The following is a 14,848-nucleotide window of genomic DNA, read 5'->3' on the forward strand; positions in this document are numbered from 1 at the left end:
TCTGGAACTTGTTGCGGGATTGGTGCCGCGCAAAGTGCACTATCATCCGCCGGAAGGTCTTTTCCCGCAAGAAAGCAGTTTTGAAAGCCATGCCGAGGATCCGATCGAAAAATATTTTCTATCTCCCTTTTTCCGCGTACTGGAAGGCTTTTTTCGCCTGTTTTCTTGGATTCAGAGCGGCAGGACGCAACAGTATATTCTTTACGGCCTTGTATTTTTGTTGATTCTTATCAGCCTGATTATTGGAGTCAAATGGTGATTCGCCTCGGTCTCTATCTTTTTGTGCTGAGCTCGCCCTTTTATCTTTTGGGAGTGATCAATCGAACAAAAGCGCTTTGGGCCGGACGAAAAGGAGCGCCGTTGCTGCAGTCTTTCCATGAATTCCGGAAATTGATGCGCAAGGGCGAGGTCGTCAGTTCATCGTCATCGTTCGTGTTCCAAGTCGCCCCGACAGTCAATTTTGCTGCGGTGATCACTGCCGCTCTCATTTTGCCTTTGCCGGGTCATAAAGCCTTTCTCAGTTTTACCGGAGATTTTATTTTCTTTTCCTATATCCTGGCGCTGGCAAAATTTTTCATGGTGATTGCCGCTTTGGATACGGGAAGCAGCTTTGAAGGCATGGGCGCGGCTCGTGAAATGACCTTTTCGACTTTGGTGGAACCGGCTTTTTTTCTGATGATCGGATCGCTTGCTCTGCTGACCGGCCGCACGTCTTTCGGCGAAATGTTTTCTTCCTTCGGCGGCGTGACCGGTGATGCGCTCCTGCTGAAGATCCTTCTGCCTGCCTTGCTGGCCGTCATGATTCTGACCGAAGGGGCGAGGGTGCCGGTGGATGATCCCAATACTCATCTGGAGCTAACCATGATTCATGAGGTCATGCTCCTCGATCATTCGGGTCCCGATCTGGCCTTTATGATCTATTCTTCGGCCTTGAAAATGGTTCTTTTGATCGTTCTCGGCATTAATTTCCTCTTTGCACAGGTAATGGGAGGATTAGCTTCGCTCCTCATCCTGGCCGGCGGCGTTACGGTCGCCGGAATCGGCATAGGATTGATCGAGTCTTGGTTTGCCCGCCTGCGCATGTCGCATATTCCGCAGTTTATTCTTTTGATGTCGGCACTGGCGATGGCTGCTTTTGCAATCGTGATATTTTACTTGCATGGAGGGTTTTGATGGTCAACATCATCCTGATCCTCTTGGGCACAACCATACTTTACGCCTTTGCCGCCGGCAGAATCGATGCTTACATCAAAACGCTTTCGGTGCAGGGCTTTTTGCTGTTCCTGCTCGTGCTCGCCGACGCTCAACATGTCAATTTTCTGAACTTTGCTTTTCTCATTTTTGAGACTTTAATTATTAAAGCCATATTTATTCCTTACTTTTTGCTTCAAGTGCTTCGTCGGAATGAAATCAGTCGCGAAATCGACCCCTACATATCGCAATTTTATTCCCTGTTGATCGCGGTGGGAGTTTTTATTTTCGGATTCGTTGTAGCCTATTGGTCGGCGTCGATCGAAACCGGAATCCTGCCCCTCTATTTTGGTGTATCTGTTTCGCTGATTATTTCCGCTCTGATTCTAATTGTTGTAAGAAAGAGAATCATTACGCACATCCTGTGCTATATGATGCTGGAAAACGGCATCTTCCTTCTATCGTTGTCGGTGGCGGGGGAGATGCCTCTGCTGGTCAATATGGGCGTGCTCCTGGATTTGTTTGTCGGGGTCTACCTGCTGGTTATTTTCTTTAATCAAATTCAGAAAATATTTGACGGCAGCCATATCGATGTATTGACGGAGTTGAGGGATTAAATATGCCGGCTCTACTCTTGCTCGTGCCTTTTGCGGCCGGAACTATTCTTGTACTAGTTTCATCACGACTCTTAAATCGTCTTTTTCTGCTCGGCACGGCATTGTTGTATCTTTTCATAATCTTTGTGTCGGGTTCTGTATTTGAAGGAAAAGACACAAGTTGGGGGCAGTATTTCCAGTTGGATGGGTTGGGATATTTTTTCCTGTCCGTTTTGGCCGTCGTCTATGCCGCAGCCGCCTTATATTCTTTGTACTATTTCGATGAACACGGTTTGACCCCGCGCCGCGAAGCCCTTTATTCTTCCGCTTTGCTTTTTTTCCTCGGTGCCATGGCCGGCGTTTTGACCGCTTCTCATGCGGCCATGCTTTGGGTGTTCATGGAAGCCACGACGCTGACCAGCGCTCTTTTGATTTACTATGAACAGCAAAAAGCTTCGTTGGAAGCCGCCTGGAAATATATTTACATCTGCTCGGTCGGTATTGCGCTGGCGTTTGTGGGCATTATTCTGCTGTCGATAGCCGGCAAAACCATCGGCAGCTTGTTTTTCAGCAATCTCTATCGGCATGCAGCGGAAATGAACCATTTCTGGCTGAAATTATCCTTTGTTTTTATCCTGGTCGGTTTCGGCACTAAAATCGGCCTCGCCCCCATGCATGCCTGGTTGCCGGATGCTCACTCGGAAGCCCCTTCAGCCGTCTCGGCTTTGCTCTCCGGGGCTCTTTTGAATACCGCCTTTGTCGGCCTGCTGCGCATATACAAGTTGATGTCGGCTGCGGGGTTAAAGCCTTTTGCGGATAAGCTGATGCTCGGAACCGGTTTTCTCTCCCTGCTCGTAGGAGCTGTTTTTATGCTGCGTGTAGGCAGTTTTAAACGTATGCTCGCTTATTCTTCGATTGAAAATATGGGCCTCCTGGTCATCAGTGCGACGTTGGGCAAGCAAGGAATTACCGCCATGCTTCTGCAAAGCATCGGTCATTCGTTTTCAAAAGCCGGACTCTTTTTGACTTCCGGAAATATCCTTCACCTTTATAAAACTAAAAAAATCGACCAAATTCATGACCTGGCCGCAAAGGAAAAAATATCGGCAACCCTTTGGCTGCTTTTTATTCTTGCCATCAGCGGACTACCGCCTTTTCCGTCCTTTTGGGCTAAATTTATCCTCGTCGCTTCATTGATTAATGCCGGCTTTGGAACTCTCTTGGCCCCGTTTTTTATTTTTCTTATCTATATCTTTTACGCTATGACGAAAACCAGCATGAAAATGCTTTACGGCGGCTCCTCAAAAGAACATGCTTCTGCCTCATTGCCGATTCTTGCCTATCTGCCGCAACTGATTCTGCTTTTGCTTCTTTTTTTGATCGGAGTCCTGATCCCCGATCGTTTAACGGCAATGATTGATCGGATTGCAGCCTATTTCAATTGAAAGACTGTCTGCCCATGAGTTGGAAAGAAATAAAAAACCTGACGCCGGTACCTCTGGAGGAAATACCGATCCTCTCTCCGGACGATTTTCGGCAGCAAATACTTCAGGCGGTAAGCAGCGGCTGCCGTGTCGTCCAGTTCTTCGGCGAAAAAATAGCCGAAGGCGTGCGCCTTTATGCTGTTATGGGCGATGACCGAAAATCTGTGCTGATGCTCGCCTCCACCATCCTGCACGATTCTCAAGGATATCGTTCATTAACGCCCGAAGTGCCGATGTTTCATCTGTTCGAGAGAGAAGTGTATGAACAGTTCGGCGTGGAGCCGATCGGGCACCCGTGGTTAAAACCGGTTCGTCATGGCATTGCAGGCATTCATAAAGACCGCCGGCCTTATGAGTTTTTTTCCATCAAAGGCGATGAAGTGCATGAAGTAGGGGTCGGTCCCATTCATGCGGGGATTATCGAGCCGGGGCACTTTCGCTTTTCCTGTTTGGGCGAGCAGGTCGAACATCTTGAAATCGAGCTTGGCTTTCAACACCGCGGTGTCGAGCGTCTTTTTGTCGAGCATCGCGATCACCCGGCTTACTTAACCGCATTGTCCGAATCGATTGCCGGCGATACCGTCATCGGTCATGCTTCGGCATTCCATTCCGCCGTCGAGGCGCTCGCCGGCTGTCCCGTGCCGCATCGCGCCTCGTCCCTGCGGCTTATCATGCTTGAACTGGAACGGATTGCCAATCATACGGGCGACCTGGCGGCGCTTGCCAACGATATCGCTTATTTGACCGGATACGCCGTTTTTGGAGCTCTGCGAACAAGAATCATTAATCTTTCTTTGTCGATTTGCGGCAGCCGTTTTGGTCGCGGCATGATCACTTTTGGCGGCGTGCGCTACGACATTTCTGCTGCCGCCGTGCAGGAAATCAGCGACGAGTTGTGCCGGTTTCAAGAGGATATTCAGCGTGCCGCCGAGGTTATGTTCTCTTCACCATCAGTGCTCGCGCGTTTTGAAAAAACCGGCGTCGTTCCCGTCGATACAGCCAGGGCAATCGGCATGGTCGGACCGGCGGCGCGTGCCTCCGGTTTGTCTGTCGATGTGCGGGCCGACTATCCTGTAGGTGCTTATCTTCATCGACCGGTTCACAAATTGACCTTGCAAAGCGGCGATGTGATGAGTCGGGCGCTTATCCGCCAAATTGAAATTAAGCAATCTATCCAACTGATTTTGGAAGAACTGCGCTATTTGCCGGGAGGCGAGGTGATTTCTCCTCTCAAGTCTCCTGAATCCCAGGCATTGGTCGTTTCAATGGTTGAAGGGTGGCGGGGAGAAATCGTGCATGTCCTTATTACCGACCGCGACGGGAAGGTGAGACGCTGCAAGCTTAAGGATCCTTCGTTTCATAATTGGTTTGGGCTTGCGCTGGCGGTGCGGGGAAACGGCATCTCAGATTTTCCTCTCTGCAACAAGAGCTTTAATCTTTCCTACTGCGGTTTCGATCTGTAACGGAGATCCAATATGTTCGATCTGCTCAAGATGAGAAATCGGCACGGCAGGCCGGTGATAACGAACCTGCGTTCGGCAAAGCTGAATTCGCCGTTTCGCGGTTTTCCGGTGCTGCAGTCGACAAGGGATGGTCTAAAAGTTGAAGTTGCCGCACAAGCTTGTCCGACCGGCGCTCTGACGAGCCAACCTTTTGTGCTCGATATGGGCAAATGCATTTTCTGCGGCCGATGCGCGGAGGCTTCACCGGCGGTGATTTTTACGCCGGAACACCGGCTGGCTGCGATCCGGCGGGAAGGTCTGGTGATCAATGAAAAGACGACTTTTGAGGATTTTCGGAAAAGCGCCGTAGAGTCCCGCGCGGAAATCAAACGATATTTTTCCCGCTCGCTGCGCTTTCGTCAAGTCAGCGCCGGCGGATGCAACGGCTGCGAGTATGAACTCAATGCATGCAACAATGTCAATTTTGATATGGGGAGATTTGGAATCGACTTTGTTGCTTCCCCGCGTCATGCCGACGGCCTGGTCGTCACGGGGCCGATTACCCGCAATATGGCGCCGGCTCTGTTGGACGCCTGGCATAGTCTGGCTGAACCCAAGCTGTTAATCGCCGTCGGCGCCTGCGCGATAAGCGGCGGTCTTTTTACATCCGGGGAACTTGATCGAACGATCTGGGAGACTTTGCCCGTTGATTTGTATGTGCCGGGCTGTCCTCCGCATCCCCTAACCATTATTAACGGTCTTTTAGATCTGTTGGGCAGATGACGCCTGCTTGCCCTTAATGCCCCATATGCGCCGGCATGTAGGGAGCAAGAATCAGCACGGCAATACAGGCAAGCGTGCAGGTCACCAGACCGACGATCAGGCCCACTTTCAGCCACTCCCAGAAAGAAATGTGCGAGTGGTAACGCTTTTCCAGCATTCCCAGTGCGACGATATTTGCGGTCGAGCCGATGGCGGTAATGTTGCCTCCGAGCGTGGCGCCGAACAGCAGCGCCCACCACAGCTGGGTGTAGCCGAGCTCTTTTACTATGGGCACAAACGCGGCAACAAAGACGATGTTATCGACGAACGCCGAACCGATGGCGGAGATGAAGGTGATAAAAGGCGTCAACAGCGTCGGATTGTTGCCGAACAACCCGCGAAAGTCGTGGGCAATTTGCGCCGTCACGCCGGTGTATTCCAAAGATCCGGCTACGGAAAAAAGCATCATGAAAAAGAGCAGCGTCCACCATTCCACTTCCGATTCGATATAATGCCGCGCCCGTTCATTGCGCCAAATCATGAGGATGCCGGAGATGGTCAATGGAGCGACAATGAGAATGGTGTTCTTTTCCACGCCCAACCAAGCCTCGATTTTATAATGCATGGCAATCAGCGAGATCGCACCGATAAGAATGGCCAGGCCGCGGCCGTAAGGAATTTTCACCAATGGACCAAGTCCCAAATGCGCCTGTCGGCGTGCTTCGAGCCGCTCGGTCAGCAGGTGGATTTCTTTGCGATAGATGAATAAAAGAATAAAGAGGGTAACGGTTACCGTCAAAAGCATTACGGGTGTGGCCCAAATGATAAAGTCTTTGAAAGAGAATCCCGCTTTGGTGCCGATCAGAATGCCCACCGGGTTGCCGAGCATGGTGCCGCTGGAACCGATGTTGGTCGCCATCACGGCAATGATGACGAAAGGTGTGGGTCGAATTTTCAAAGTATCGCAAACTTGAAAAACAAGCGCCAAAACAAATACAATGGAGGTCACTTCATCGACAAAACAGGCCATGATGGCGGAGATGAATACAAGAATGATCGTAAACCGGAGGCCGTTGATCTTTTTCATGCTGACGACCATTTGAATGATCCAGCTGAACAGACCGAGATCCTTGAGGACTCCGACGAGGCACATCATGCCGATAAGAAAGAGAATGATGTCCAACTCGGCCGACTCGATCATTTGTTCGAGAGACATGACCTTTCCGCCCAACAGGACGGCAATGCCGATGAATGCGATCGCCAGCCGAAAATTCCAGAACATCAAGGTGGCCGAAATGATCAATACAAAGATCGAGGTCGCAAGGATCATTTTACCGGTATTGAGCCCGGCAAAATGAGCCAAAAAGCCGGCCAAGCCGCTCAACATAATCATGACCAGTCCGCGAATAAGCAGCTGTTTGCCGGTGAGCTTGGTATTGGTTTCAGTCATGGTTCAGACTCGCAGTACTTTATTCAGAAATTGCGGCAGAGTCACTACGCCGACGAGCTTTTTGCCGTGCAGAACATAGACGCGGTCGGTGTTCTTTTTGGTCATTTCCTTGGCGACTTGGATCGCCGGTGCGTCCTCAGGTACGACGGCATAGTTCTGCGACATGATTTCAGCCAACCAGGTGATTCCTTCATTGGCCAGGACGTTGGCAAACGGCTCGAAGTGAAGAATGGGTGATAGATCGTCCATCCACAAAATATAATCGGGCAGGCAGACGCGCATCAGTTCCTTGGCGGCCACGACGCCGACCAAATCGCCGTCGCGATCGACGACGGGCAGATCCACCAAATGGTGCTCGATGAACAGATTGATGGCCTGCTTGAGCGTGTCGTTGTCTTTGAGGGCGATGATGTCGTTGCTCATAATGTCGCGGGCGCAGACATAGGGAGGAAGGATGACGCCGCCGCGATCGAAGAAGCGCCATACGTCTTCGGCCGATTCCAGATTGGCTGCCTCCCGAAACGCGCCTTGATTTTGACACATCTTGGCCAGCGAACTGAGCGCCTGAAGGTAAAGCGCCGGCTGATCTTTGGGAACGAGAATCAGCACGACCATGTGCACTTTGTGCGGTGCGTGAAAATCGATCCCGACTTTGGATGTGGCGATACCGACAATAAGATTGTGAATGGTGTCCAGGCGGGCATGCGGTACGGCAATGCATTCCGACAATACCGTGGAGTCCGACTTTTCCCTTTCGAGAACCGCTTCGAAAGCTTTTTTGACGTTGCCGATTCCTCGATTGAGCGCCAGCTTTTCAAGAATCTGCCGGATTACCGCATCCCGTTCGGTATAGGGGGTTTGGCAAATAATATCATCCGGTGAAAAAAACGACGAAAAATGAAGCGATGAAGAGTGAGTAGCCATAGAATTTACTCCGTTAGGCTTCAGCACGGATGTGCATATTCATTTTACAAAAATATTTTTTGAAATGCTCGATTTTTTTTGCGGGCCACGGAGGACCTACCAAAGTGGAATAAAATACCGTCTGTGTCCGTTTTGCATGATAGTAAAAATGCTTAAAAATTGATAATAAAACAGGAAATTGAAATGTTTCTTTTTTCGACCAAGTCATACTATGCGCTGAAAGCGCTGATGGAAATGTGTCGTCTAAGCGGCGGCGGCAATCTGGTGTCGCTGGCGGAAATCAGTGCCAGGCAAAATATTCCGCTTAAATATCTCGAACAAATCATGTTGAACTTGAAACGGGCAGGTTTTGTCGAGAGTCAGCGCGGGGTCGCCGGCGGATTTCGTCTGCGCCGAAGCGCCGAAGAGATCAGCGTCGGCCAGGTGGTTCGCGCGTTGGAAAACTATGAGGAGGGCAGGGAAATGAATGCGGAAGGCCCTTCCATCGATGATCAGGTGCTTTCGGCAATCATCGAACAGGCCCGCGAAGCCGCCGTAAGGGTTTTGGATCGAGAAACCTTGCATACTCTCCTGCAAAAGGCGGAAGAACGACAAAGATCTAACGAAGCTATCAATTATTTCATTTAATTAAGGAGGTTACAATGGGCAAAAATTCCTGGCGATTCGAGACATTGGCGCTGCATGCCGGACAAACGCCCGACCCGACAACCGGTGCGCGGGGGGTGCCGGTCTATCGCACCAGCTCTTATGTGTTTCGCGACACCAAACATGCGGCGGATCTGTTTGCGCTGCGCGAGCCCGGCAATATTTACACGCGATTGATGAACCCCACTCATGATGTGTTGGAACAGCGTGTGGCGGCTTTGGACGGCGGCGCCGCAGCGCTGGCGCTGGCCTCGGGCACTTCGGCCATTCACTACACGGTCATCAATATTTGCCGTGCGGGTGACGAGATCGTGTCCGCCAACAACCTTTACGGCGGCACCTACACCATGTTCGACGTGATTCACCCTCAGCTCGGAATAAAAACCAATTTTGCTGCGCCGACACCCGAGGCGATCGAAGCCGCGATCACTGAAAAGACAAAACTGATTTTCATCGAAACCATCGGCAACCCGGGGCTTGATGTATCCGACATCGAAGGGATTGCCGCCGTAGCCAAAAAGTACCATTTACCCCTTGTCGTTGATTCGACTTTTACGACGCCCTATCTCTTGCGTCCCATCGATTACGGCGCCGACATTGTGATTCATTCATTGACCAAGTGGCTGGGCGGGCACGGTGCAGGCATCGGCGGAATTGTGGTGGATGCCGGTCGATTCGATTGGACCGACAAAAAGTTTCCTCTATATAACGAGCCTGATCCCGGTTATCACGGGCTGCGCTATGCGCATGATCTCGGCGAGCTCAATCATCTGGCCTTCATTATGCGCATGCGTTTGGTACCGCTGCGCAATCTCGGCGCCTGCATTTCACCGGACAATGCTTGGATCTTTCTACAGGGTATCGAAACGCTGCCGCTGCGTATGGAACGCCATTCGCAGAACGCCATGGCGGTCGCCGAATTCCTGCAAAACCATCCCAAAGTCGAATGGGTCAAGTATCCGGGATTGCCCTCGCATCCGACGCACGAGATCGCCAAAAAGTATCTCAAAAAGGGCTTCGGCGCCATGGTGGTTTTCGGGCCGAAAGGCGGCGCAAAAGCAGGAGAAGCGTTTATAAACAACCTCAAACTCTTTTCACATTTGGCGAACGTCGGCGATGCCAAGAGTTTGGCCATTCATCCCGCCAGTACGACTCACTCGCAGCTGACGGAAGCGCAGCAGCGCGAGGCAGGTCTGCCGCCCGAGCTCGTGCGCCTCTCCATCGGCCTGGAGCATATCGACGACATTCTCGAAGACATTGATCAGGCCTTGGCACGTACCTAGATGAAGGAGTTGGAAAATGGCGATGATTTTTGCAGATAACAGCTATTCCATCGGACGCACGCCTTTGGTGCGCCTAAGAAAAGTGACCGACGGCGCCCCGGCGACGGTTATCGGCAAGATCGAAGGTCGAAATCCGGCCTATTCGGTCAAGTGTCGAATCGGCGCATCCATGGTGTGGGATGCGGAACAGCGCGGTCTTCTCAAGCCGGGGGTTACTTTGGTGGAGCCGACCAGCGGCAACACCGGCATTGCTTTGGCCTTTGTGGCGGCAGCGCGCGGCTACAAACTGATTCTTACTATGCCGGAGACGATGAGCATTGAGCGGCGCAAATTGCTCAAAATTTTGGGAGCCCAGCTGGTGCTTACCGAGGGCGCCAAGGGCATGAGGGGCGCCATTGCCAAGGCGGAAGAAATTGTCAACAGCGATCCGGAACGCTATCTCATGCTGCAGCAGTTCGAAAATCCCGCCAATCCCCGCATTCACGAACAGACGACCGGCCCTGAGATCTGGCAAGATACGGACGGCGCCGTCGATGTTCTGGTAGCAGGTGTGGGGACCGGCGGCACCATCAGCGGCGTTTCGCGTTATATTAAAAAGTCGATGGGAAAGGCGATCGTCAGTGTGGCTGTAGAGCCGGCTGACAGTCCGGTAATTACGCAAACATTGGCCGGACAGGACCCTCGCCCGGCGCCGCACAAAATCCAGGGCATCGGCGCCGGCTTTGTGCCGAAGAATCTCGACCTCTCGCTCATCGACCGGGTCGAACGAGTGACGAACGAGGAGGCGTTCGAATATGCCAGACGTCTGGCGCGCGAGGAAGGCATTTTGGCGGGCATCTCCTGCGGCGCTGCCGTCGCGGCGGCCGTTCGTCTTGCCAAAATGCCCGAGTTTGCCGGCAAGACCATAGTGGTGATATTGCCCGATTCCGGTGAACGATACCTTTCTACGGCGCTTTTCGACGGCTTGTTCGACCGCGAAACCGGTATGTGATGATGCATCCACGGCTTTTGTACTGGGCAGGCCGTCTTGCTGATCGGCACTCTAAAAAATAGCAACGGAATAGACTTTCCGGAGGAACTGTTAAAGGAATCCGTCACCTTTTTTTGTTTAGGATTAACTCGGAGAACAGACGATGAAGAGACGTGAATTTTTGAAATATTCAGCTGCGGCAGCAGGTCTTTCCGCACTGCCCTGGATTTCCTGGGCGGGGGAAAAGCCGACAAAGAAATATGCCAACGATATCGTGACGCTGGGTAAAACCGGCATCAAGGCATCTCGGCTGGCTATGGGGACCGGCACCCACGGCGTCAACAAGCGGTCGAATCAATCGCGCCGCCTGGGCATCGAGGGCGTTGCCGATCTGTTGTATGCCGCCTATGAGCGTGGCATCAATTTTTGGGACTCGGCCGATCAGTACGGCACGCATCCTCATCTTAAAGAGGCGCTCAAGCGGATTCCCCGAGAAAAAGTGGTCATCCTGACCAAGACCCACGCCACAACGGCCGAAGAAATGCGGGCAGATATCGACCGTTTTCGCAAAGAGATCGGCACGGATTATATAGACATCGTGCTGCTGCATTTCATGACCAATCCGGAATGGCCGAAAATCAAAGCCGGCGCCATGGAGGAGCTGGCCAAATTGCGCGAGCAGGGCGTCGTTCGCGCGCACGGCGTTTCCTGTCATACACTCGGTGCCCTGCAGGCTGCAGCCGATTCCGATTGGGTGCAGGTCGACTTGGCGCGCATCAATCCCTACGGTGCCACAATGGACGATAAAGTCGAAGTCGTTGTGCCGATTCTCAAGCGCATGCACGAACAGGGCAAAAGCGTGCTGGGCATGAAGATATTCGGGGCCGGACAGCTCCGCGACAAGGTTGACGAATGTCTGCGGTTCATTTTAGCGCAGGACTATGTCGACGCTTTTACGATCGGCCAGGAGAATAAAGATGAGCTGTTCGACTTGATCCGGCGCATACCGGAGGCAAGTATGGGTTAAGGAGAGCGGCGGCTGCATCGCCGCTCTCTTTTTTGGGGAAAGCGCGTTTTTCCGTTTGAATTCACAGTGTTTTAATTTATCTTTTGCCGCAAATCAGCATGGGTGCCGGCAGACCGGCCCCGATCCGTTTTCGTCTAAAAACAGAGGATGCGGAGATGAAAGAGCAGGCGGCTTCTCGAAGAATCGTTTCCCTTGATGCGCTGCGCGGATTTGACATGTTCTGGATTACCGGCGGCGACTCGATCTTTCCGGCGCTGTTTTCTTTTATCGGTACTCCCTTTTTTCTCTCCCTCTCGAAGCAGCTCGAACACAGCGAGTGGAACGGCTTTACCTTTTACGACCTCATCTTTCCGCTGTTTATGTTCATTATGGGCGTTACGATGCCCTTTTCTCTCGGCAAATATTTGGAAAGAGGCGGCACAAAGGCCGAGGCGTATCGTCGAGTGATTCGCCGCAGCCTCCTTTTGATCGTATTCGGCCTCATTTACAACGGCATCCTTGACCTTAATTTCAGCCAAATGCGCTATGCGGGAGTCCTCCAGCGGTTCGGCATCTGTTACTTTTTTGCGGCAATGATTCTCATCCACTTTCCCAAACCGAAAAGCCAGGCGATTTGGGCGGCCGCAATCCTCCTGTTTTACTGGGCCATTATGGCTTTGGTGCCGGTTCCCGGCTTCGGCCGTAATGTGCTGACTCCAGAGGGTAATCTCGCCTCCTATATCGATCGGCTGTTGCTCCCCGGCCGCTTTTGTTGTTTCGAGTACGGAGACAACGAGGGTCTGTTGAGCTCGATTCCGGCCGTGGCGACGGTATTGTTGGGCGTGCTCGCAGGCCACCTGTTGCGTTCCCGCTTGGCGGAAACAAGAAAAGCCCTCACTCTTGCTCTGTGGGGCGTAGGTTCGTTGGTGATCGCATTGATCTGGAATGTTGTCTTTCCGATCAACAAACTGATCTGGACAAGCAGCTATGTTTTGTACGCCGGCGGATGGAGTCTGCTGCTGTTGGCGCTTTTTTATTACATCATTGACGTGCGCGGCAAACAAAAATGGGCCTTTCCGTTTGTCGTCATCGGCATGAACTCCATTACCATTTACCTGGCCCAGGCGCTGTTCGATTTCGGCATTATCGTCAATATTTTCCTGCGCGGCGTCATGCGATATATGGGCGATTTCCGACCGGTGTTTTGGGCAATCTGCGTTTTTGCCGTTAAATGGCTGTTCCTCTATTATCTCTACAAACGAAAGATCTTTTTACGGGTATGAGGATGGTTCCATAATGCCGCGCGCGGCAAGTCTTTTCAAGCCTGAATTGTTTAAAAGTTGCCTCTTGCTTAAACAAAGCTTTTAACGGGAGATAAAATGAAACGATTGTTTCCGGCGATTGCCGCAACTGTTTTTCTGGCCTGCGCGGCAACCGTCACCCGTTTCGAACAATATTCACCGGCCATGACCTTGGCGGTAGAACCCGACAGCACCGTGGTGATCGGCCGTGACGACCAGTTTACCGGCGTACTGTGGCTCAATCCGATCCTTGCCGCGGAAAAGACGCCGGTGACGCAGGTCAAACTGATCGAAAATTACGGCGTTTATTTCGTGTCGGCGGAAGGGTTTCGCCGCGTCTGGATGATCGAGCCCAAGGGCGATGGAATGTCGGCTGTTTACCGATCCGTTGATGTGACGCCGAAAGATGAAACTGACGTCTATGAGCGGATCTCTCTGTCACGGTATGGAACGAATGACAACGCCTGTGTGCGCGTGCGGCTGGGAAGACGAGAGGCTTTTGTCGACAAAAAGGGACGCGTCTATGAAAAATGGGCTGATTAGCTGTATTGTGCTTGTGCTGTCGGGCTTTGTATCAGCAGATGCGCAGGATCTGCAGGAATACTATGCCTCGGCCAAGGATGCGCTGCTTGCCGCCGACCCTAGAAAGGCGCAGCAGCTGATTGGTGAAGCCAAAACCCTTCTGGAAGATGATCCGCGGCTCGATCCCAACGGCATGTTCAGCCGCCGTCTGCTGCCGCAGATCGAGCGTTATGCCGAAGCTATGGCGCAGCTTTTGACAAAGCTCGAAGAGTTGGCTGCGCAAGGAAACATACAAATCGAATGGCCTGATCTTCCGGCATCGACAGAGGCCGTACAACAGTATGCGGCAATTGCCAAGGAAAAATCCGAGCAGCTGCTTGCCTCGCGTTCGCGACTTCTGGCGGAAAGCGATTTGCCTTCGGAGTTCCGTGAGGCGCTGCGGCAATCTCTGCCTTACCGGCAGATCGATCGCGCCGTTTCGACCGGTATCGTCGAACAATTGACCAGGCGATTCGTCGGCATCACTTCGGCCCTGGTTGATTCGCTGAAGGGAGTTAACCGCCGTTATGCAAATTTGTCCAAGGCATTGGAAAAAGCGAAAAGGACGCCTGCCGTTTCACAGAGCGAAATCAGCAAGTTGAACGAACAGTTGGTCCAGGTAACGCGCGAACGTGACAAGCTTCTGCAGACTTTGGCCAAAATGCTGCAGGCTGATGTGGGCGAGGACGTCAAGCCGGTGACCAAGGCTTTGGAACGGCAGAATCTGGAAACGATCTTTACCAACACGTTAAACTCGGAAATCAAATACCTCCGCAGCGTCAAAGAGGTGGATCGGCAGACATACCAAAATCTCCTCAAAGGCTACGAACGGCTCGAAAGCTATAATAAAATTTTTGTCAATACGGGGGTAGCCAAGGATAAAAGCGAGCAGTTACGTGAGCTGAAAGCGTCGATCGATCAGCTGAAGGTGACCGGGCGACGCCCGTCGCCGATGCTGTTTTTCATTCTGTTGGGCATCGTCTTGACGGTCGGCTTTTTGATCTTGTTTCGCTTGGCGTCGAAAAAGTCTGCTCCTGTCGGAACCGGCAGCCATAATGCGGCAGGACACGCCAAGCACTAAAAGACTTTTGCCGAAGCAAAACAGCCTTTCTATCTAACGATTGCACATCGTGTCCAAGCTGTTTCTGCGGGTGAGGTTAATTTAAGCACATAAATTCCGGCAGGCAGGCTCTCTGATTGCCAACGCAAGCTATTTTCTCCGGCAGCCATAAA

15 protein-coding genes are annotated in these 14,848 nt (G+C 52.1%); 13 read left to right on the forward strand and 2 right to left on the reverse strand.

The window, feature by feature from the left end; all coding sequences use genetic code 11:
* From ONB24_04890 to ONB24_04915, 6 genes are all read left to right on the forward strand, one after another.
* The coding region (locus ONB24_04890; protein ID MDZ7315441.1) for a hypothetical protein at nt 1-259 on the forward strand (259 nt) is incomplete at its 5' end.
* A complete protein-coding gene (locus ONB24_04895; protein ID MDZ7315442.1) occupies nt 253-1,173 on the forward strand; it encodes an NADH-quinone oxidoreductase subunit H in 921 nt (306 codons plus the stop codon). The genes ONB24_04890 and ONB24_04895, both read left to right, overlap by 7 nt.
* Entirely contained in the window at nt 1,173-1,808 is a 636-nt protein-coding gene (locus ONB24_04900) for a hypothetical protein (GenBank protein MDZ7315443.1), read from the forward strand. Before ONB24_04895 ends, ONB24_04900 begins: the two co-directional genes overlap by 1 nt.
* A 2-nt stretch (nt 1,809-1,810) precedes the next feature.
* Nucleotides 1,811-3,232, forward strand: coding sequence for a proton-conducting transporter membrane subunit (locus ONB24_04905; protein ID MDZ7315444.1), 1,422 nt, complete (start codon nt 1,811-1,813; stop codon nt 3,230-3,232).
* A 14-nt stretch (nt 3,233-3,246) separates the two neighbouring features.
* Nucleotides 3,247-4,734 carry an NADH-quinone oxidoreductase subunit C gene (locus ONB24_04910; GenBank protein ID MDZ7315445.1) on the forward strand — a complete coding sequence of 496 codons (1,488 nt, stop codon included), beginning with the start codon at nt 3,247-3,249 and terminating at the stop codon, nt 4,732-4,734.
* A gap of 12 nt (nt 4,735-4,746) precedes the next feature.
* The gene (locus ONB24_04915) at nt 4,747-5,496 is read left to right on the forward strand and encodes a hypothetical protein (protein MDZ7315446.1); all 750 of its coding nucleotides are present in this window, start codon (nt 4,747-4,749) and stop codon (nt 5,494-5,496) included.
* Between the two features lie 13 nt (nt 5,497-5,509).
* Here the strand turns inward: ONB24_04915 and ONB24_04920 are convergent, their stop codons facing one another.
* Together ONB24_04920 and ONB24_04925 are read right to left on the reverse strand one after the other, a co-directional pair.
* Nucleotides 5,510-6,925: an SLC13 family permease gene (locus tag ONB24_04920; protein ID MDZ7315447.1), complete on the reverse strand. Its 1,416-nt coding sequence runs from the start codon at nt 6,923-6,925 to the stop codon at nt 5,510-5,512.
* 3 nt (nt 6,926-6,928) lie between these two features.
* The gene (locus ONB24_04925) at nt 6,929-7,849 is read right to left on the reverse strand and encodes a PTS sugar transporter subunit IIA (protein ID MDZ7315448.1); all 921 of its coding nucleotides are present in this window, start codon (nt 7,847-7,849) and stop codon (nt 6,929-6,931) included.
* 183 nt (nt 7,850-8,032) lie between these two features.
* Between ONB24_04925 and ONB24_04930 the strand changes: the two genes are divergently transcribed.
* From ONB24_04930 to ONB24_04960, 7 genes are all read left to right on the forward strand, one after another.
* The gene (locus ONB24_04930; protein MDZ7315449.1) at nt 8,033-8,476 is read left to right on the forward strand and encodes an Rrf2 family transcriptional regulator; all 444 of its coding nucleotides are present in this window, start codon (nt 8,033-8,035) and stop codon (nt 8,474-8,476) included.
* 14 nt (nt 8,477-8,490) lie between these two features.
* Entirely contained in the window at nt 8,491-9,777 is a 1,287-nt protein-coding gene (locus ONB24_04935) for an O-acetylhomoserine aminocarboxypropyltransferase/cysteine synthase (GenBank protein ID MDZ7315450.1), read from the forward strand.
* 16 nt (nt 9,778-9,793) lie between these two features.
* Nucleotides 9,794-10,768: a cysteine synthase A gene (cysK, locus tag ONB24_04940; protein MDZ7315451.1), complete on the forward strand. Its 975-nt coding sequence runs from the start codon at nt 9,794-9,796 to the stop codon at nt 10,766-10,768.
* A gap of 142 nt (nt 10,769-10,910) precedes the next feature.
* Nucleotides 10,911-11,774 carry an aldo/keto reductase gene (locus ONB24_04945; protein MDZ7315452.1) on the forward strand — a complete coding sequence of 288 codons (864 nt, stop codon included), beginning with the start codon at nt 10,911-10,913 and terminating at the stop codon, nt 11,772-11,774.
* 155 nt (nt 11,775-11,929) lie between these two features.
* On the forward strand, nt 11,930-13,036 hold the full coding sequence (locus tag ONB24_04950) for a DUF5009 domain-containing protein (GenBank protein MDZ7315453.1): 1,107 nt from the start codon (nt 11,930-11,932) through the stop codon (nt 13,034-13,036).
* Nucleotides 13,037-13,132: 96 nt separating this feature from the next.
* On the forward strand, nt 13,133-13,597 hold the full coding sequence (locus ONB24_04955) for a hypothetical protein (GenBank protein ID MDZ7315454.1): 465 nt from the start codon (nt 13,133-13,135) through the stop codon (nt 13,595-13,597).
* Entirely contained in the window at nt 13,578-14,696 is a 1,119-nt protein-coding gene (locus tag ONB24_04960; GenBank protein ID MDZ7315455.1) for a hypothetical protein, read from the forward strand. The genes ONB24_04955 and ONB24_04960 overlap by 20 nt, the downstream gene beginning before the upstream one ends.
* The last annotated feature ends 152 nt before the right edge of the window (nt 14,697-14,848 follow it).

The sequence above is a fragment of the candidate division KSB1 bacterium genome (genome assembly GCA_034505495.1).
GTDB lineage: Bacteria > Zhuqueibacterota > Zhuqueibacteria > Residuimicrobiales > Krinioviventaceae > Fontimicrobium_A.